Source organism: Plantibacter sp. RU18 (assembly GCF_050613355.1).
GTDB lineage: Bacteria > Actinomycetota > Actinomycetes > Actinomycetales > Microbacteriaceae > Plantibacter.
Map to the genome: position 1 here is coordinate 3,776,177 of NZ_CP159618.1, position 19,072 is coordinate 3,795,248.

Here is a 19,072-nt window from a genome sequence, read left to right on the forward strand (position 1 = left end):
CGGACCTCCTTGTCGATCTTCGTTGATGACGGTCCGGGAAAGCGTTTCCCGGATGAGCTGCATCAAGTTCTACCACGGTGCGGACAGACGATGCAACGATTCATTCGCGATTAATGCCCGATTCCTCTGGAGCCTCACCGGCGCCTCCGCGTGATGCTTGCCTTCGAGCAGAGGTCGGTCGTATGGTGATCGGGTAAACGCTTTCCTGGTCGCAACGCCGCGATCGGACAGAGAGAGCCAGCCGTCTCAGAGAAAGAGTCACCGTGCCAGAGCAGACCATCGGAATCATCGTCAACGGCGCCACCGGGCGCATGGGCTACCGCCAGCACCTCGTGCGCTCACTGCTCGCCATCCAGGAGCAGGGCGGGGTCCAGCTCTCCGACGGCACGCGACGCCAGATCGAGCTCATCCTGGTCGGCCGCAACCAGGTGACACTCGACGAGCTCGCGGCACGCCACGGCATCGAGCACACCTCGACCGACCTCGACGCCGTGCTGGCCGACCCCCGCTGGGAGATCTACGCGGACTTCCTCGTCACGAAGGCCCGCGCGGAGGCCCTGCGCAAAGCGATCGCCGCCGGCAAGACCATCTACACCGAGAAGCCCACTGCGGAATCCTTCGAGGAGGCGCTCGAACTCGCCCGTCTCGCCACCGACGCAGGCATCAAGAACGGCGTCGTCCACGACAAGCTCTACCTGCCTGGTCTCCGCAAGCTCAAGCGGCTCATCGACTCCGGATTCTTCGGCCGTATCCTCTCGGTGCGCGGCGAGTTCGGCTACTGGGTGTTCGAGGGCGACTGGCAGCCCGCGCAGCGACCCAGCTGGAACTACCGCTCCGAGGATGGCGGCGGCATCGTCGTCGACATGTTCCCGCACTGGAACTACGTCCTCGAGAACCTCTTCGGCAAAGTGGAGTCCGTGTACGCCAAGGCGACCACGCACATCCCCGAACGCTTCGACGAGCGCGGTGAGGCGTACGCCGCCACTGCCGACGACGCCGCCTACGCGGTCTTCGAACTGGAGGGCGGCATCGTCGCCCAGCTGAATTCGAGCTGGACGGTGCGCGTCGACCGCGACGAACTCGTACAGTTCCAGGTCGACGGCACGCACGGATCCGCCGTCGCCGGGCTCTTCGGCTGCAAGGTGCAGCCGCGCAACGTGACGCCGAAACCGGTCTGGAACCCCGACCTCGCAGACGACCACGACTACGAGGGCGACTGGCAGAGCGTTCCGACGAACGACGTGTTCGAGAACGGCTTCAAGACGCAGTGGGAGGAGTTCCTCCGCTACGTCGTCGAGGACGGACCGTACGAGTACGATCTCCTCGCCGGCGCTCGCGGCGTGCTGCTCGCGGAGCTCGGGCTCGAGAGCTCGCGCACCGGTCGCCGCCTCGACCTGCCCGAGGTGACGCTGGCCGGGACGAGCGAGGAGCTCGCGTCGCTCGAGGCCCAGGTGGCCCGATGAGCACCGTCCCCCTGCTCGCCGCCGATGGGTCCGTCTCGTCCATCGAGCTGCGCGAGCCTGTCGTCTCCGAGCGCCCGGCCGGCCCGCTCACCACTCGCACCGCCTACGCCGCTGCGCACGTGATCCCGAAGGCCTGGGCGGACAACGTGCCGGGCGCTCCCGCGGACCTCGACTGGGACGCGACGCTCGCATACCGCCACCACGTCTGGTCGTACGGGCTGGGTGTCGCAGACGCGATGGACACCGCTCAACGCAACATGGGACTCGACACGGTCGCCACGCGCGAACTCATCTCGCGGAGTGCTGCAGAAGCGGTGACCGTCGGCGGCGCACTCGTCGTCGGCGTCAACACCGACCACCTCACCGACGAGCAGGTGTCGATCGACGCCGTGACCTGTGCCTACCTGGAGCAGCTCGCCTTCGCCGAGGACGCTGGGGCCGGCACGGTGCTCATGGCCAGCCGGCATCTCGCCCGCGCAGCCACGGGTCCCGACGACTACCGACGGGTCTACGACCGCGTGCTCTCTGCCGCGCAGTCTCCGGTCGTCCTCCACTGGCTCGGTACCGCGTTCGACCCGAGCCTCGCAGGCTACTTCGGATCACCGCAGCTCGCCGACGCGTCCGACACGCTGCTGCGGATCATGGCCGACAACGTCGACCACGTCGCCGGCGTCAAGATGAGCCTGCTCGACGCGGACGCCGAGATCGCCGTCCGCCGCCGGCTGCCGGCCGGCACCACGATGTACACGGGGGACGACTTCAACTACGTCGACCTCATCGCTGGCGACGATCTCGGTCACTCGGACGCCCTGCTCGGAGCGTTCACGGCCATCGCACCGGCCGCTTCGGCGGCGATCCAGGCGCTCGATGCAGGCGACCGGGTCGGCTACGAGCGGATCCTCCGCCCGACGGAGGCACTCTCGCGTCAGATCTTCGCGGCTCCCACCTACTACTACAAGACCGGGATCGCTTTCCTCAGCTGGTTGAACGGCCACCAACCGGCGTTCTCGATGGTCGGCGGGCTACACGCGGCCCGCAGCCTCCCGCACCTGTCGGAGATCGTGCGGTTGGCCGACAACGCGGGCGCGCTCGAACGCCCTGACCTCGCGGCGGAGCGTTGGAGCGGTCTGCTCCGGAGTGCCGGCCTCGGGATCACGGCCGATCTCCGTTCCCCGAGCCTGTCCGGGAGCCACCGATGAACTCACCCACCTCCACCCGCATCCCGCACCCGGGCGCCGTCCCAACCCCGGTCCCGGTCGCCGAGCCGGTCGAGGGGCACCTGAGCGAACCCGACACCCGCCCCCACCAGCGTCTGTCGATCAACCAGGCGACCGTCAAGTACGCGACCCTGCCCGAGGCCGTGGACACCGTCGCCCGCGCCGGGATCACCTCGTTCGGCGCCTGGCGCGAGCCGGTCCAGGACTTCGGCGTCGCGGCATCGGCGAAGCTCATCGCCGAGGCCGGCCTGCGGGTCTCGAGCCTCTGCCGGGGTGGTTTCTTCACCATGCACGAGGGACCAGAGCGGCGGACCTCGATCGACGACAACCGAGCGGCGATCGACGAGGCCGCGGCGCTCGGCGCCCCCGCCCTCGTGCTCGTCGTCGGCGGTCTCCCGGACGGCTCCCGCGACCTCATCGGCGCCCGGGAACGCGTTCGCGACGCCATCGGCGAGCTCACCGACCATGCCCTCGAATCGGGTGTCCAGCTCGCGATCGAGCCGCTGCACCCGATGTACGCGTCCGATCGTGCCGTCGTCTCGACGCTCGGCCAAGCGCTCGACATCGCCGAGCAGTTCGCGCCAGAGGGCGTGGGTGTGGTCGTCGACACGTTCCACATCTGGTGGGATCCGCAGGTGCTCGAGCAGATCGCCCGCGCCGGCGCGACCGGACGCATCTCCAGCTACCAGGCCTGCGACTGGGCGACCCCGCTCGCAGCCGACGTCCTGCTCTCCCGCCACTACCCGGGCGACGGTGTCATCGACTTCGGCTCGCTCACCCACGCCGTCGAAGCCGCGGGCTACACCGGCGACATCGAGGTGGAACTGTTCAACCAGGACATCTGGGACGCCCCGTACGACACGGTCGTCGCACGCACCGTCAAGGCCTTCGCGTCATCCGTCGCCCCTCATCTGGACGACGACACCGCCACCTCGACCTCCTCCGCCTAGCCCACCACCGCAGCACCAGCCACCACTCATCACCGCGGCACTGCGTGGCATAGTCTGTCCCGCAGCAGCCGCACGTACGAAGGAGCTCCATGTCGGTCGACGAGCACCGCGCGACCCCGGTCCCTCCGACCCTGCACGATGTCGCGCGTGAAGCGGGCGTCTCGCTGGCCACCGCGTCGCGCGCGCTGAACGGCAGCACCCGGACGGTCAACGAGTCGTACCGTCGGCGTGTCCAGGACGCGGCCCTCCGCCTCAACTACACGCCGAACCTCTCGGCCCAGGCCGTCGCGCGCGGACTCTCGGCGACGATCTCGCTGCTCGTGAGCGACATCGCCGACCCGTACTTCTCGTCGATCGCCGCCGGAGCGATCCGGGCCGCGGACGAACAGCGCATCGCGACGACGATGGCCGTCACGCACCGCGACGCGGAACGTGAACTGGAACTCGTCCGGGTGCTGCGTGGGCAGCGTCCGCGTGCGATCATCCTCACCGGCAGTCGCTGGGACGGCGTCGTCTCGCAGCACCGCCTCGCCGAGGAACTCGCCGCCTACGAGTCGACCGGCGGACGCGTCGTGCTCGTCTCACAGCGCATGCTGCCGTTCGCGACGGTGCAGCTCGGGAACGCTGCGGGTGCGCGGGAGCTGGCACGGGCCCTCGTCGGAGCCGGGTACCGCGGCTTCGCCGTCATCGCGGGCGACGACCGCCTGCTCACCTCGCGCGAGCGCCTCAGCGGCTTCGCCGACGGACTCGCCGAACACGGCATCGCGATCCACCCGTCGAACATCGTGCGTGCAGAGTTCACGCGCGACGGCGGCCGCGACGGCGCCGAGCAGCTGCTGGCGCAGGGGCTGGACGGCATCGAGCTCGTCTTCGCGGTCAGCGACGTCATGGCCATCGGCGCCATGTCGGCCTTCCGTGCCGCGGGGCTCGCACTGCCGGAGGACATCGCCGTCGCCGGCTACGACGACATCGCGACCTCTCGCGATGTCACGCCGGCGCTCACGACCGTGGCCGTGCCGCTCGAGGCGGTCGGCGAACACGCGGTCCGCCTTGCGCTCGATCCGGCCACCGGCCCGGACACGACCGAGCACATCGGGGCGACCGTGCTGCTCCGCGAGAGCACCCCGCCCCGCAGCTGAGCCCGGTGCACCCCTGGCCGCCTTCCGCGCGTCCACAACTCCTGCTCGTCGGCCCGGTCCGTGCCGCTCCGCGACCCGGTCCTTGCCACTCCGCGACGGCTCGGCTTGCTGTGCGCCGTCCGGCAGGAGTTGTGCACGGCGGGACGATGGCACACACGATGACCACCGGACCCGCCACGGCCACGGTCAGCTCCCGGCCGCCCCCTTCGAGCGCCCTTCCGCACGTCCAGAACTCCTGCTCCGCGGCCGGAATCAGCCGGAGCCGGGCGCAGAGGCGGACGGGCAGCTGATCGAGCAGGAGTTGCGCGCAGCTCGACGACGGGTGTGCCTACTCGGCGAGGTCGGCCTGGAACCAGGGCGTGTACGCGGCGACCTTCGTGCGACGGCCGGACGCGGCGACAAGACGCTTGACGGTCTCGCGGACATTGACGGTGGCGACCCCGACCACGGTGATGCGGTCGAACGGCACGGCGTCCGCGACGAGCACCTCGGCACGACGCAGCGCCGACGGGTCCTCGTCGGTGGCGAACCGCTGCACCATGCGATCCGCGGTCATCGGATTGGCGCCGATGCTCGTGAGCACGTGGGAGGCATCGCCGTCGGCGACGACGACTCGGCCGCGGGACGGACGACCGGTGTCGGCATCGAACTCGCCGGGGTGCACGGAGGCGCCGTCGATCGTGGTGACGAGCACGACGTAGTCGTTCACCGCGGAACCCAGGGCGTCGGCGGACAGACGGACGTCGTCCTCGCCTGCGCGGATACCGGCCCAGAGGTCGGCGTCGGGGGTGAGGAAGAAGGGCACGAAGTCGGCGGGCGTCAGCTCGTCGGTGCCGGCGATGACGGCGGTGCGACGGGCTTCGCGATGGCTCGGGGCGGCGATGTCGACGGTCGGGCCGTCTGCCAACTCGGCGGAGGCCACCGGCAGGATGCTCCCGGTCTCGAGGATGCGTTCGAGGTTCCGGATGTGGGTCACGTGGTACAGCCGCTGGTCGCCGACGCGCACGACGGGCAGTGCGGCTGCAGCCTTCGCCGCGGTCTTCGTCGTGGCGGCCGTGCGGATCCGTGTCGGCGCCGGCTCGCGGAGCGATGGGGCGACCGTCGAACGGCGGACGCGTGGTGCCGGAGCCTCCTGAACCGGCACCTCACGTGGCGGCGGCGGGAAGCACGTCGCGCAGAGGCCGTTGTCGAAACCGTGTTTGCATTCGTCGCTCAAGAGTGTCCTTCTGCAGTCTCCAGGCTCCGAGACACGAGGTGCGGGTCACTGGGGGGACGAGCCGAGACGTACCCGTCAAGGGTACGCGGGTTCGGCGCCCCTCGCGCACACACCTGCCTCTCTCTTTCACCTTCCGCCCCGCCTCCTCCTCCTTCCCACTTCCCGGCCTCGCCTGAAGCAGCAGAGGGGGGTTCCGATCCTTCGATCGGTCCGCCCGGCACAGCAACGACTGACGCAATTTAACACTTGATGATCTGTAGTGAAACACTTGAATAAAACATCTTCTTGCGATTAGGTGGTGCCGGGCCGGATCTGGCTCAACACTCATCGTGGAGGTATCGGTATGAAAGCAAAGACCGTTTCGCTGGCGGTAGTTTTGGCAGTAGGGCTCGTTGCAAGCACAGGTGGCGCAGCCATGGCGGCGCCTTCGTCACATACGGCGATCGAGGCGTCGGCGCCGAGCGCCGTTGAGAGTGCCAGCACGGCTGATCTTGTCCGTGCCCTGTACTTCGGTCAGGGAGATACGGCCCGGGAACTCGAGTCCTTGCCGGGCTTCACCTACTTGTCCGATTTCACCTCTCAGACGCTCGATCAGGATCAGATCTCAGCTATCAACGACATCGTCGGACGCATGGAAGCAGTCGACCCTGGCCGTTTCCAGGCGGCGGCGGACAAGTTGCGCAGCGGCGACCCCGACGTTGTCGAGCAGCAGATTGCGGCGTTGAACGAGGTCTTCATGGCGGTCATGTCGGCAGCGGCGGACGACGACTCCGCACAGCGTGCCGACACCGGTGCGCGGAGCCCGGTCGTTGTCATCGCGGTCGTGTTCCATGCCGCGGTCGCTGTCACGGGCGTCGCCGTCGCAGCGATGGCAGTCGCGGTTGCTGGCGCGGTGCTCTGGCACGCAGAGGTGGCGGTCACCAATCGCGCAGATGTCCCAGGCGGCAAGGAACGATTCCTCGCCGACATGACTCGCGGCCTCTCTATCGAGCTGTGACGAAGGTACGTCGAACTGGCGGTCGCGATCATGTGGTGGAGTACATGCCGCCGGCGCTGATCGCGATCTGTCTGACCGCGCTGCTGGCCGTCGCTACATTCATCACCTGGACGGTCGTCACGACGCAACCGTCGGAATGGTTCGCCGTGCCAGGCATCTTCGTCGTGTGCGGCGGTGTTGGGGCGCTCATCCTCACGCCCCAACATCTCCGCATCTCCGAGGATGAGGCACTCCTGCGCGCGCTGTTCTTCGTGCGAGTTACCCTGGCCCGACGGGACCTGAACGTCGAAGTCCTCGACGACCGGTCGACACTCATGTACGGAGGGTGGGGCATTCGCTTCCTCCCCGGCGGCATGCTTGGGTTCGTCTCCGGACGAAAGCCCGCACTCCGCTTCACGACAGCAGATCATCGGCAGTACCTGTTCACAACCTCGCGAGCCATCGAGCTGCAAGATCGTCTGGGGAAGCGAAATGGATGAGCAGGCGTCGCCGAGCGATGGCCACGGCCAGAAATCTCGAGGCTCATGGAGCGTCGGCGCTGCTGTGGGCATCTACGGGTTGCTCGGAGTCCTGCTGTTGGGAACCTATTCCACACAACAAGTCGTTATTTGGCCCCCTCTCGCCGTGAGAGAAGCAGTCACAACTGTCCTACCGGAGGGCTGGAGCTTCTTCACGAAAAGCCCGACAGGCACCACTGCGATTCCCGTTTCCGAAGCCCACGAAGCCCCACGCGCGACATCTGATCCCGCAGCCCTCGCCAGTGTCTCAGGATCCGGACTCTCTCGCGAGCGGCGCAACACGCTCATTCAGTATGAACTGATCGAGCGTGCGCTCGCCGAGGCAAGCGACCGTGTCACGCCATGCGACCGCTCGGCGCAACGTTGCTCTCCGGACGAGCGGCTCGACAGAGTGCTCGTCGGGAACCCTCTCGGGGCGCCGACGATCTGCGGCGACCAGGATGTCGCTATCTATGAACCAACTCCTTGGCACTGGATCGGTCTGGTCGAGCATCGGTTCCAGCTGGTTGGCACCGCCAGAGTCAAGGTGGTGTGTAGTGAATCTGCCTCGTCTGAAACTCGGATCGGCATGGGCCGGTGCACGAGCAGCCATCGCCGCGGGCCAGCTGCTCACACTCCTGACGAACACGCCAGCGCAGATCCAATCCCTCGGTCTCGAACCACGGCAGTGCGACGCCTGGGGCAGTCTGCTACCTCATTGCATTCTGGACAACGGCGCGTATGAGTTGCCGACGCACATCATGCTCATCGCCGCCCTTCTCGTCGTCGCGAGTGGCGTGCTGCCAGCCGTAACCGGACCGCTCCACGTCTACGCCGCACTGACCATCCAAGCCGTTCTCCACACGAAGGACGGTGGCGACCAAGTGGCACTGGTGCTGAGCGTACTGATGCTGCCGATCTGCCTCGCTGACCGCAGAATCTGGAGCTGGCGTCATACCGCGACGATGCCGAGCTGGACCAACGTCTCTCTCCTTGCCGTGCGCATTCAAGTGGCCTACATATACGCCGAAGCCGCGATCTCGAAGATGAGTCAGCCGACATGGCAAGAAGGTACCGCGTACTACTACTGGGTCAACGGGTTTTACTTCTCCCCTGAACCGCTGATCCGGGAACCGGTGCTGTGGCTCGCAGCACTTCCTCCGGTCACCTTGGCGGGCTCGTACGGAGCGATCGCATTCGAGGCCATCCTGGCCTTGTCGATGTTCCTCAACGCCCGCCTGCAACGGCGCTTGTTCATACCCGCGGTGTTATTTCATGCGACGATCGGTGTCGTCTTCGGGATATGGAGCTTCTCCATCATCATGACGGGAGCGCTGTGCCTTCTTCTTCTCGCAGGGCACGAAGACCAGCACCCTGCTCGAGGTCCCCTTTCCCATCCTCAGCGCGTTCGGCTATGGCAGCGCACTCGCGGATCCGATGAGCCCGAACCAACCGTGCCCGTTCGCGTGTGAATCTCACGAGTCAGGCTCGCACGAAGGAAGCGGCCGATGAAGAAGAAGCCCCATGTCGCCGCAAATGAGCCCTCGTGAAAGAACCCGCCATAAATTGAGTCATGCGAAAGGTCACGGGAACAGACGACGGCCGCCTGGACACTGCAGCGATGCGCGGGCGACGCTAACCCCCACGCACCACAGCACTATCCAGGCGACCGGCTCGTCCGGCCTCAGCTCGACTCGGTCAGATCCGGCCCCGCGCCCACGGGCACCCCACTCCCCGACCGCGCGCTCACCCGCCTCGCGACGACCACGGCTGCGACACCGGCGACGAGCGCGACGGCGAAGCACCCCGCGAAGGCGATCCCGCCGGAGGCGACCCATCCGACCCCGGCCACCGCGCCCGACCCGTCGAGCGCTGCGAAGGCCAGTCCGGTGGCAGCGAGCGCGAGCGCACCGCCGATCGCGTCGCCGATCGACATGGCCGCACTGTTGAAGCCCTGCGACCGCTCGTCGGAGTACGCAAGCGTCATGACACTGAGCCGCGGGTACATGAGCCCCATGCCCCCACCGCTGATGACCCAGGCGATGATCGGCACAGCGGGTGGAAGGCCGGCGAGCGCCGAGAGCAGCGCGACGGCGACGGCGGCGGTCACGAGTGACGAACCGATCTGTACGGCGGTCGCATCGGGCAGCCGCTCTCCCAACCGTCCCTGCAACCAGGATGCGATGGACCACGCGATCGCACCGCCGGTGAGCGCGAGTCCGGCGAGCGCCGGGGTGAGACCGTGCTCCCGGGTGAGGAGGTACGGCACGTACACCTCGGCTCCGAAGAACGCGGCCGAGGCGAGGCCTCGCACGAGGATGACGGTCGGCAGTCCTCGCTTGGCCGTGAGGGTACCGCGCGGAACGAGTGGTCGGAGCGCGAGGATGGCGACGACCGCACCGATGACCGGCAGGAGCCAGGCTGTCCAGCCGGAGAACTCCGTCGACACGTTCACCGCCAGCACGGCCGCCGCGACGAGCGCCGCCCAGCCGAGTCGGCGAAGTTCCGCGGAGGTCCTCGTCGGCGACTGCTCGGGGTTCAGCGCCTCCCGGTCAGCGCGTTCGACGGCGACGGCGCGGAGCATCCGCAGGGCCGGCAGGAGCAACACGGTCGCGATGACGACGAGGCCGACCACGCCGAGGAACACCCAGTGCCAGGTGAACTGCTCGGCGACGACGCCGGCGAGGAACGGGCCGATCAGTGACGGGATCACCCAGGCCGCGGCGAACCCCGCGAAGATCCGCGGGTGCAGTGCCGGCGGGTAGATGCGCGCGACGAGCACGTACAGCGCCACCGTCATCGCGCCTGAACCGAGACTCTGCACGAGGCGCCCGGCGACGAGCGCCCACATCGTCGTGGCCGTCCCGGCGAGCAGGAGCCCGACGATGAACAGGGCGACCGAGGCGAGCAGCGGCTGGACCGGTCCCAGCCGGTCGGCGACGGAACCAGCCGCCACCATGCCGATGACGCTCACGGCGAGCGGCCCCGCGAACGCCAGGGCGTAGAGCTGCTGTCCGTCGAGTTCGAGGCTCACGAGCGGCATGATCGTCGTGACGGCGAGCGACTCGAACGCCCCGAGGAAGACGAGGGCGCAGGCCCCGATCGTGACGAGCACGAAGCGCGGACCGAAGATGCCGCGGTCGGTGACGGACCCCTGTCGGCTGGGTGAGGTCTGCTGCGTGGTCGAGGTCACAGGATCGAGCCTAGAACCTCAAGTATGGTTGAGGTCAAGCCGATGCTCGATCCCGTCTTCCGAGATCATCCGGGAGCGCGGCGGACCCGACCACGATCACGGAGGCGACGGATGGTGCAGCTGGACGGCGGGCGATCGCGGCTCCTGACGGTGGGTGAACTCTCGCAGCGCAGCGGGGTCGCGATCTCGGCGCTCCATTACTACGAACGTCAGCAGTTGCTCACGAGCGAGCGCACCGCAGGCAATCAGCGCCGCTACCGCAGGGAGGCGCTCCGCCGCATCGCGTTCATCCGGGTCTCGCAGCGCGTCGGGGTCCCGCTCGCGCGCATCGCCGAGGCACTCGCCACCCTGCCTGACGGCCGTCCGCCGACGAAGCGCGACTGGGCGAGGCTGTCGAACGTCTGGCGGGACGAGCTCGATGCACGGATCGCCGACCTGCAGCATCTCCGGAACGATCTCACGAGCTGCATCGGCTGCGGCTGTCTGAGTCTGCGCACCTGCAGCCTGCAGAATCCGGAGGACAGCCGTGGCGCCCGCGGCGACGGCCCGACCATCTGGACTGACCAGACGATCACTCCGCCTGACCCCGACCCGGGGAACTCCCTGATCGACGACCCTTCGCGACCGTGACACCGACCGCGACCACCGCGAAGGCGAAGGGGATCAGCAGGTGGATACCGGCGAGGAGGAGCAGTCCGATGACGAGCACTGCGGAGACCAGCGCCATCCACCAGCCGACGGACCACCGCTCGAGGATCCGGAGCGCCGCGACCACACCGAGCGCGTAGACGGCGACCATCGAGCTCGTGTGGATGAGCACGAACGGCTCGAGGTCGCCACCCGTGAGCCACACGGCCGACAGGTAGCTCAGCGCGAGGACCGCGACGAGCGCGAGGCTTCGGCGCGGGACTCCCCCGCTCTCCGCGCCCTTCGCGAACCAGCGCGGGAGATCACCGTCGCGGCCGAGCGAGGCACCCAACTTCGCGAAGGCTCCGGCATAGGCGTTGAGGACCCCGACGGCGACGATCACCGCGACGACCGCGACCGCTGTGCGTCCGGCTCCGGGCAGGGTCGCATCGACGAGGTCCAGGAGCGGCACGGTCGACGAGCTGGCACGTTCACCGAGCACCGTGACCGTCACGAACTGCAGCGACAGGTAGGCGAGGCCGACGACGGTGATCGCGATGGCCGTCGCCCACGGGATCGTGCGCTTCGGGTTCCGGAACTCGCCCGCGATGTGGGTCACCGCCTCCCAACCGGCGAACGCCCAGACGTACAGACTGATCGCGAGCCCCACGCCGGCCCACCCGTCCGGGAGGAACGGTTCGAGCCGTCGGACGTCGACGGCAGGAGCGGCGAAGCCCACGACGCCGACCACGAGGGCGACGAGCGCACCGGTGAGCGCGAGCTGCAGCGGTCCGGCGAGCCGGAGACCGAACGCGTTCGCGGTGAACGGCGGCGCGAGGATCACGAGCGCCAGGGGATACGCCGACCACGCCGGGCCGCCTGTGGCTGCGACGACGTACTGCGCGCCGAGCATCGCGACGACCGGGGACCCGACACAGACCCCGAAGAAGAACCAGTACCCGGTCATGCGGGCGGCGGTGGGGCCGAGGGCCATCCGCACGTATGTCGCGACGCCGCCTGCGTCGGGATGGCGGGACGCGAGCGCCGCGAAGGTCCCGGCGAGCGGGATCGACAGCAGCAGGACGGCTGCGACTGCGACGAGCGAAGCCGGACCCGCAGCCTGCACTGCGAGCGCAGGGAGCAGCAGGATCCCCGTCCCGAGCACCGCCGCCGTGTACAGGGCCGAACCGAGCAGGAGACCGATCGAGCCGTGACCGACGGGCGCGACGAGCTGCGGGTCCGCGACGGGGTGGGTGCGCTCGATGCTCATGACCTCATCCTGGCCGCAGCCGCCGACATCCGGCAGTGGCAGTCCAGTCGCTCACCGTCGATATCCCGCCACAGCGTCTCGCGCTCTCCAACCCGGTCTCGCCCGCCTGACCAGCACCGGATCTCCCCCTTACTCAGGAACGGTGCGGCGTGTCGGTCACCTGCAAGCCGGACATGAGGCGACACGCCGGGGCCGTCCTGAGCTGGGGAACCCGCCTGTGGCGTGCGGCGACTAGTGCTTGCGCTGCTTCTCGCGTTTCTCGGCCTGCTTCGCCGAGGCCTTCACGACCTTGGCGAGCGCCTGGTCGAGGTCGGCGATGAGATCGGCGACGTCTTCGATGCCGACCGACAGCCGGACGACGTTCTCGGGGACGGCGAGCTCGGTGCCCTTCACCGAGGCGTGCGTCATCTCGGCCGGCAAACCGATGAGCGACTCGACGCCGCCGAGCGACTCTGCGAGCGCGAACAGCTTCGTCTTCTCGACGAGGCGCTTCGCCGCCGCAGGGCCGCCGACGAGCGCGAGCGACAGCATGCCGCCGAAGCCTGACATCTGCTGCGCGGCGAGCTCGTGGCCGGGGTGGTTCGGCAGGCCGGGGTAGTAGACGCGCTCGATGGCGGGGTGAGCTTCGAGGTGCTCGGCGATGGACTGGGCGTTCGCACTGTGCTGACGCATGCGCACCGCGAGCGTCTTGATACCACGCGTGGTGAGCCACGCGTCGAGCGGAGCGGAGACCGCGCCGGCGGCGAACTGCACGAAGCCGAGCTGCTCGGCGAGCTCGTCGTCGTTGAGGATGACGGCACCACCGAGGACGTCGGAGTGCCCGCCGAGGTACTTCGTGGTGGAGTGCACGACGATGTCCGCACCGAGCGCGAGCGGCTGCTGCAGGGCCGGCGACGCGAAGGTGTTGTCGACGACCGAGAGCACGTTGTGGCGGTGGGCGAGCGCCGCGAGTGCCGCGATGTCGCTGATCTTCATGAGCGGGTTGCTCGGCGTCTCGACCCACAGGAGCTTCGTGCGGCCGGGGATGATCGCGGCCTCGACGGCAGCGAGGTCGCCGAGGTCGACGACGGTGTGCTCGATGCCCCAGGCGCCGTGCACACGGTTGATGAGCCGGTAGGTGCCTCCGTAGACGTCGTTGCCGATGACGATGTGATCGCCGGGCCGCAGTGCGGTGCGGATGAGCGCGTCCTCAGCCGCGAGGCCGGAGGCGAACGAGAAGCCGTGCTTCGCGCCCTCGAGTGCCGCGAGCTGGGTCTCGAGGGAGGTCCGCGTCGGGTTCGCGGAGCGGCTGTACTCGTATCCGCCGCGGAGTTCGCCGACGCCGTCCTGGACGAACGTGGACGTCTGGTAGATCGGCGGGATGATCGCGCCCGTGGTGGGGTCGGACTCCTGCCCGGCGTGGATGCTGCGGGTGGCGAAACCGTGGTCGTGCTTGCTCATGGTGTGCTGTTCTCGATTCGTGGGGACGTGCAGAATTCAGGGACGTTGCGGGGAGGTGGGCTCAGCCGAGCCGCGGACACGCGGAAATCGGACATCGGCCCCCGCGGACGGCCCGGATTCCCTGAATTCTGAACACCGCGCTCAGCTGGCCAGGTAGGTGAGCAGGTCGTGGCGGGTGATGACGCCGATCGGCTTGCCGCCGTCGGTGACGAGGAACGCCGGTGCCGAGCCGAGCGCCGCACGAGCCGCGGGGATCGACTCACCGAGGCCGATGAGGGGCAGTGGATCGCCGATGAACCCGCTCGCAGCGTCGTTCATCTTCGCAGCGCCACTGAACACGGCGTCCATGAGGCTCGCCTCGTCGATCGCGCCGACCACCTCGCCCATGACGACCGGGGGCTCTGCGCTGAGGACGGGCAGCTGCGAGACACCGTACTCGGTCATGACGTCGACGACCTCGCGGACGGTGTCGCTCGGGTGCACGTGCACGAGGTCGGGCATCGCTCCGCGCTTGCCGCGGAGGATGTCGCCGACGGTGCGGTCGTCCGCGACCTCGCTGAAGCCATAGGACTGCAGCCACGAGTCGTTGAAGATCTTGCCGAGGTAACCGCGCCCGCCGTCCGGCAGGAGCACGACGACGACTGCGGATGCCGGCAGCTCGCGGGCGGCGACGAGCGCAGCCTCCACGGCCATGCCGCTCGAACCACCGACGAGGAGACCCTCTTCCCGGGCGAGACGCCGCGTCATCGCGAACGACTCCGCATCGCTCACGGCGATGATCTCGTCCGGGATCGAGGGATCGTAGGCGGTCGGCCAGAAGTCCTCGCCGACGCCCTCCACGAGGTAGGGACGACCGGTGCCGCCCGAGTAGACCGAACCCTCGGGGTCTGCGCCGATGATGCGCACCCCGCCGCCGGACGCCTCCTTGAGGAATCGGCCAGTGCCGGTGATGGTGCCACCGGTGCCGACGCCCGCGACGAAGTGCGTGATCTCGCCCTCCGTGTCGCGCCAGATCTCGGGACCCGTGGTCTCGTAGTGACTGCGCGGCCCGTTCGGGTTCGCGTACTGGTTCGGCTTGAATGCTCCGGGGATCTCCGCGGCGAGACGGTCGGAGACGCTGTAGTAGGAGTCGGGGTCCTCGGGCGCGACGGACGTCGGGGTGACGACGATCTCGGCACCGTAGGCGGTCAGCACGTTGCGCTTGTCCTCGCCCACCTTGTCTGGCAGGACGAAGACGCAGCGGTAGCCGCGCTGCTGGGCGACGAGCGCAAGGCCCACACCGGTGTTCCCGGAGGTCGGTTCGACGATCGTGCCGCCGGGCCCGAGCTGCCCTGATGCCTCTGCGGCGTCGATGATGCGCGTCGCGATGCGGTCCTTCGACGATCCGCCCGGGTTCAAGTACTCGACTTTGACGAGCACCGTGGCCGCGATGCCCTCGGTCACCTTGTTGAGCTTGACGAGGGGCGTGTTCCCGATGAGATCGAGGATGGAGTCTGCGTAGTTCATGTCTGCAATCTGTTCCTGTGGTGCGTCACCGCACGACTCTCGCGTGCGTCACCGAATGGCTGGACCGGCTGAGGGGTGCCCGAGGGGCGGTTCAGCGGGGACAGCAGGAACACGACAGGCGGAGACGCATGACGTCCACCCTACCTGGCGCGATTGCGGACCGCAGCCCGATGAGGCAGACGCGGCGGAGGCGCTCAGCGGAGCGCGACGAGGTGCTGCCTGGAGCTCAGCGCTGAGACCGCGGTCGCGAGCAGGCGGGTGACGACCGCGAAGACGAACGCGACGCCGATCCCGACGAGCACGACGGCCGAGAGCAGGAGCACGACGATGATCGCGGGCAGGCGCCGCAGCCGGACTTCCGCAGCGCGGTGGCGCGACCCGGTGGACCGCTCAGCGGCATCGAGGTGTCCTTCGCCGGCCATGGCGGCAGCGACGAGCTCGAGCGTCGCGCGCGCACTGGATTCCAGTCGTGCGGTCGACGTGCTGAGCGCCTGAGGCATCGCGTCACCTTCGCGTCGGAGGGAGGACCGGATGATCCGCCTGATCGGAACCTCGACAGTAGCAGCCGGGTGCCCCGTTCGGGGGTGCTGCCGCCCATTCTGCCAGGGGGACCTGAACGGGCGGTGACAGGCGGATGACCGCGTGATGGAGGAGTGGTGCGCTCCGTAGACTGATGGGATGTCCGTCTCCGGCCTCTCCCCCGTCTCCCAGGACTATCTGAAGACCATCTGGACGACGTCCGAATGGGCCGACGAGTCAGCCACCGTCAAGCAGCTCGCGGAACGGATGGGCGTCCGACCGGCCACCGCCTCCGATGCGGTCAAACGGCTCGCCGCGCAGGATCTCGTCGTGCACGAGCCCTATGGCAGCATCGAGCTGACCGAGGCCGGCCGCGCGCACGCCGTCGCGATGGTCCGCAGGCACCGCCTCATCGAGACGTTCCTCGTCGAGATGCTCGGATACGGCTGGGACGAGGTGCACGACGAGGCGGAGATCCTCGAGCACGCTGCGAGCGACACGATGATCGAGCGCATCGACGCGGCGCTCGGGCACCCGATCCGCGACCCGCACGGTGACCCGATCCCCTCGGCCGACGGCACACCGCACCGGCCGGACGCGATGCAGCTGAGTCTTGCGCCCGCCGACACCGCACTCACGGTCTGCCGCATCTCGGATGCGGACCCCGAGACACTCCGCCACATGGGTTCCCTCGGCATCGTGCTCGACACCCGGCTCATGGTCGACGCCCACCGCGCCTTCGCCGGAGAGCTCGAACTGCTCCTCACCGACACCGGTTTGCGCCTCACGCTGGGACGCATCGCTGCCGACGCCGTCTGGGTCACCGTCACGGCCTGAGTCTGTGGCATTCGCTCTCGTCGGTCGGGTCGGTGCGATCGAGCAGATCGGACGGTTGTGCGGAGTGAGGGCTCTCAACCGGCGAGCGTCAGCACGATGAGTGCGACGTTCAAGGCGACGATCAGCGCGACGACGACCCACGCGAACACCCGGGTCACGGTCGCGTCGACATGGACGCCCATGATGCGACGGTCTCCCGTGTACTTCACGAGCGGGATGAGCGCGAATGGGATCCCGAGGCTCAGGAAGACCTGGCTGAGCACGAGCGCGGTCGTCGGATCGATCCCGGCCCCGAGGATCACCAGGGCGGGGATGAGCGTGACGACACGGCGCACGAGCAGCGGGATGCGCACCTTCAGCAACCCGCCCATGATCGATGCTCCGGCGTATGCCCCGACCGAGGTCGACGCGAGTCCCGACGCGAGCAGCCCGATCGCGAAGATCACGCCGATGACCGGCCCGAGCGCCACGGTGATCGCCGCATGAGCGCCCTCGATGGAGTCGGTGCCGTCGACGCCGCTGAGTGAGGCCGCGGCGAGCAGCAGCATCGCGATGTTGACCGCCCCTGCGAGCACGAGCGCCGCGGCGACATCCCAGCGCGTCGCGACGATGAGGCGCCGGATCGCACCGTCCGAGGTCTGCACGCCGTGCCGATCGCGGCTGAGTGACGAGTGCAGGTAGATCGCGTGCGGCATCACCGTCGCACCGAGCATGCTCGCGGCGAGCAGCACCGTCGCGGTCCCTTCGAATCGCGGGACGAGCCCACCGGCAGCAGCGCTCCAGTCGACCGGACTCACGAACAGTCCGGCGAGGAAGCCGACCGCGATGATGGCGAGCAACGCCAGGATCGCGAACTCGAAGTGTCGCTGGCCGTACCAGTTCTGGACGGCGAGCAGCACGATCGAGAAGACGCCGACGATGACGCCGCCGAGCACGAGCGGTATCCCGAAGAGCAGGTACAGCGCGACGGCGCCGCCGATCACCTCGGCGAGGTCGGTTGCGGCTGCGACGAGTTCCGCCTGGGCCCAGTAGAGGCGGCGCGGGCCGTTGCGGAGCCTCGTGCCGAGCAGTTCCGGCAGGCTCTGCCCGGTGACGAGGCCGAGCTTCGCGGAGAGGTACTGCACGAGCACGGCCATCGCATTCGCTGCGACGAGCACCCAGACGAGGAGGTAGCCGTACTGCGCACCGGCCGTGAGGTTCGCGGCGACATTCCCTGGGTCCACGTAGGCGATGGCGGCGACGAAGGCGGGTCCCAGCAGGAAGAGGAGGCGGGGGCCACGACGGGGCGCGATAGGTGGAGCGGCGGTCTCAGTGGTCACGTCCGCAACGTTAGCGCAAGCTATGCGCATTTGTTAGATGGCCCTAACACTTGCTTTTACCCGGTTCCTGCTTGGATGAGGCTGAGAATCCTCTGCACATCGCAGACGCCTGGAAAGCGCCCCGATTCCTCTCTGCTTCGATAGTTACGCATACAACTTTTCGAGAGGCCCAACGTGACCCCCGCATCAGACCGCCCGAAGGGCACCCCCGTCCCGCCGGCAGTGAAGCAGCAGAGCGTCAAGCAGGAGCGCGAAGCGCAGCGCCAGGCCAAGGTCGCCGCGTTCAAGCAGGCGCAGAAGCGGAAGAACCGCAACAAGCGGATCGGCGTCTGGGCAGCTGTCGTCGGCGGCGTCGCGGTCATCGCCGTCCTCGTGACGAGCGTCGTCCTCACGCTCCCGAAGAACGCCACCTACTCAGGCGGTGGCACCGGCACCGGCACCGACATCGCCGGTGTGGCGCTGTTCGAGAACACCTCCGAGCACGTCGAGGGCACCGTCGACTACCCGCAGAACCCGCCCGCCGGTGGACCGCACAACCAGTACTGGTTGAACTGCGGCATCTACACCGAGGAGCAGGTCGACGAGAACGCCGTGCACTCGCTCGAGCACGGCGCGATCTGGGTCACCTACGACCCGTCCATCTCCGACGCCGAACTGACGAAGCTCAAGGAGCTGCTGCCGAAGACGTACGTCGTCCTCTCCCCTCAGTCCGATCTGCCGTCGCCGATCGTCCTGAGCGGGTGGAACTCGCAGCTCCAGGTCAACAATGCGAGCGATGCGCGCATCGCGGACTTCTTCGAGGAGTTCTGGAAGAGCAACAACGTCCCGGAGCCCGGAGCAGCCTGCACCGGCGCGATCGACGGACCAGGCAAGGTCTGATCG

General features: G+C 68.3%; 17 protein-coding genes and 1 pseudogene. 11 read left to right on the top strand and 7 right to left on the bottom strand.

The window, feature by feature from the left end; genetic code table 11:
* Window positions 1-311 precede the first annotated feature (311 nt).
* The 4 genes from ABMA10_RS17945 to ABMA10_RS17960 all read left to right on the top strand — a co-directional run bounded on the left by ABMA10_RS17945 (window position 312) and on the right by ABMA10_RS17960 (window position 4,769).
* Window positions 312-1,463, top strand: a complete 1,152-nt coding sequence (locus ABMA10_RS17945) for a Gfo/Idh/MocA family protein (protein WP_347869381.1) — start codon at window positions 312-314, stop codon at window positions 1,461-1,463.
* Complete coding sequence (locus ABMA10_RS17950; RefSeq protein WP_347869258.1) at window positions 1,460-2,662, top strand: dihydrodipicolinate synthase family protein; 1,203 nt, start codon at window positions 1,460-1,462, stop codon at window positions 2,660-2,662. Before ABMA10_RS17945 ends, ABMA10_RS17950 begins: the two co-directional genes overlap by 4 nt.
* On the top strand, window positions 2,659-3,630 hold the full coding sequence (locus ABMA10_RS17955; RefSeq protein ID WP_347869257.1) for a sugar phosphate isomerase/epimerase family protein: 972 nt from the start codon (window positions 2,659-2,661) through the stop codon (window positions 3,628-3,630). The genes ABMA10_RS17950 and ABMA10_RS17955 overlap by 4 nt, the downstream gene beginning before the upstream one ends.
* A gap of 89 nt (window positions 3,631-3,719) precedes the next feature.
* A complete protein-coding gene (locus ABMA10_RS17960; RefSeq protein WP_347869256.1) occupies window positions 3,720-4,769 on the top strand; it encodes a LacI family DNA-binding transcriptional regulator in 1,050 nt (349 codons plus the stop codon).
* 328 nt (window positions 4,770-5,097) lie between these two features.
* Here the strand turns inward: ABMA10_RS17960 and ABMA10_RS17965 are convergent, their stop codons facing one another.
* Window positions 5,098-5,985, bottom strand: coding sequence for a DarT ssDNA thymidine ADP-ribosyltransferase family protein (locus tag ABMA10_RS17965; RefSeq protein WP_347869255.1), 888 nt, complete (start codon window positions 5,983-5,985; stop codon window positions 5,098-5,100).
* A 343-nt stretch (window positions 5,986-6,328) separates the two neighbouring features.
* On the opposite strand from ABMA10_RS17965, the gene ABMA10_RS17970 reads away from it, so the two are divergent.
* The 4 genes and pseudogenes from ABMA10_RS17970 (at window position 6,329) to ABMA10_RS17985 (ending at window position 8,951) form a co-directional block, all read left to right on the top strand.
* Entirely contained in the window at window positions 6,329-6,982 is a 654-nt protein-coding gene (locus ABMA10_RS17970) for a hypothetical protein (protein ID WP_347869254.1), read from the top strand.
* Between the two features lie 44 nt (window positions 6,983-7,026).
* Window positions 7,027-7,461, top strand: coding sequence for a hypothetical protein (locus tag ABMA10_RS17975; RefSeq protein ID WP_431030767.1), 435 nt, complete (start codon window positions 7,027-7,029; stop codon window positions 7,459-7,461).
* Window positions 7,454-7,996, top strand: a pseudogene (locus ABMA10_RS17980) (hypothetical protein); the annotation flags it as partial. The gene ABMA10_RS17975 and the pseudogene ABMA10_RS17980, both read left to right, overlap by 8 nt.
* A 40-nt stretch (window positions 7,997-8,036) precedes the next feature.
* Window positions 8,037-8,951 carry a hypothetical protein gene (locus ABMA10_RS17985; protein ID WP_347869252.1) on the top strand — a complete coding sequence of 305 codons (915 nt, stop codon included), beginning with the start codon at window positions 8,037-8,039 and terminating at the stop codon, window positions 8,949-8,951.
* A 212-nt stretch (window positions 8,952-9,163) separates the two neighbouring features.
* Here the strand turns inward: ABMA10_RS17985 and ABMA10_RS17990 are convergent, their stop codons facing one another.
* Window positions 9,164-10,672, bottom strand: coding sequence for an MFS transporter (locus ABMA10_RS17990; RefSeq protein WP_414693683.1), 1,509 nt, complete (start codon window positions 10,670-10,672; stop codon window positions 9,164-9,166).
* 111 nt (window positions 10,673-10,783) lie between these two features.
* Between ABMA10_RS17990 and soxR the strand changes: the two genes are divergently transcribed.
* Window positions 10,784-11,302: a redox-sensitive transcriptional activator SoxR gene (soxR, locus tag ABMA10_RS17995; RefSeq protein WP_431030768.1), complete on the top strand. Its 519-nt coding sequence runs from the start codon at window positions 10,784-10,786 to the stop codon at window positions 11,300-11,302.
* Here soxR and ABMA10_RS18000 read toward each other — a convergent pair.
* From ABMA10_RS18000 to ABMA10_RS18015, 4 genes are all read right to left on the bottom strand, one after another.
* Complete coding sequence (locus tag ABMA10_RS18000; protein WP_347869250.1) at window positions 11,244-12,569, bottom strand: APC family permease; 1,326 nt, start codon at window positions 12,567-12,569, stop codon at window positions 11,244-11,246. The two genes, soxR and ABMA10_RS18000, sit on opposite strands and share 59 nt — an antisense overlap.
* Before the next feature lie 231 nt (window positions 12,570-12,800).
* Window positions 12,801-14,009: a cystathionine gamma-synthase gene (locus ABMA10_RS18005; RefSeq protein ID WP_347869249.1), complete on the bottom strand. Its 1,209-nt coding sequence runs from the start codon at window positions 14,007-14,009 to the stop codon at window positions 12,801-12,803.
* Between the two features lie 141 nt (window positions 14,010-14,150).
* Window positions 14,151-15,515 carry a cystathionine beta-synthase gene (locus ABMA10_RS18010; protein ID WP_347869248.1) on the bottom strand — a complete coding sequence of 455 codons (1,365 nt, stop codon included), beginning with the start codon at window positions 15,513-15,515 and terminating at the stop codon, window positions 14,151-14,153.
* 194 nt (window positions 15,516-15,709) lie between these two features.
* Window positions 15,710-16,015 carry a hypothetical protein gene (locus tag ABMA10_RS18015; RefSeq protein ID WP_347869247.1) on the bottom strand — a complete coding sequence of 102 codons (306 nt, stop codon included), beginning with the start codon at window positions 16,013-16,015 and terminating at the stop codon, window positions 15,710-15,712.
* Between the two features lie 178 nt (window positions 16,016-16,193).
* Here ABMA10_RS18015 and ABMA10_RS18020 point away from each other — a divergent pair, with 178 nt between their 5' ends.
* Complete coding sequence (locus ABMA10_RS18020; protein WP_347869246.1) at window positions 16,194-16,871, top strand: metal-dependent transcriptional regulator; 678 nt, start codon at window positions 16,194-16,196, stop codon at window positions 16,869-16,871.
* 74 nt (window positions 16,872-16,945) lie between these two features.
* On the opposite strand, the gene ABMA10_RS18025 is transcribed toward ABMA10_RS18020, so the two are convergent.
* A complete protein-coding gene (locus ABMA10_RS18025) occupies window positions 16,946-18,220 on the bottom strand; it encodes an Nramp family divalent metal transporter (protein ID WP_431030769.1) in 1,275 nt (424 codons plus the stop codon).
* Between the two features lie 144 nt (window positions 18,221-18,364).
* On the opposite strand from ABMA10_RS18025, the gene ABMA10_RS18030 reads away from it, so the two are divergent.
* The gene (locus ABMA10_RS18030; RefSeq protein ID WP_347869244.1) at window positions 18,365-19,069 is read left to right on the top strand and encodes a DUF3105 domain-containing protein; all 705 of its coding nucleotides are present in this window, start codon (window positions 18,365-18,367) and stop codon (window positions 19,067-19,069) included.
* Window positions 19,070-19,072: the final 3 nt, after the last annotated feature.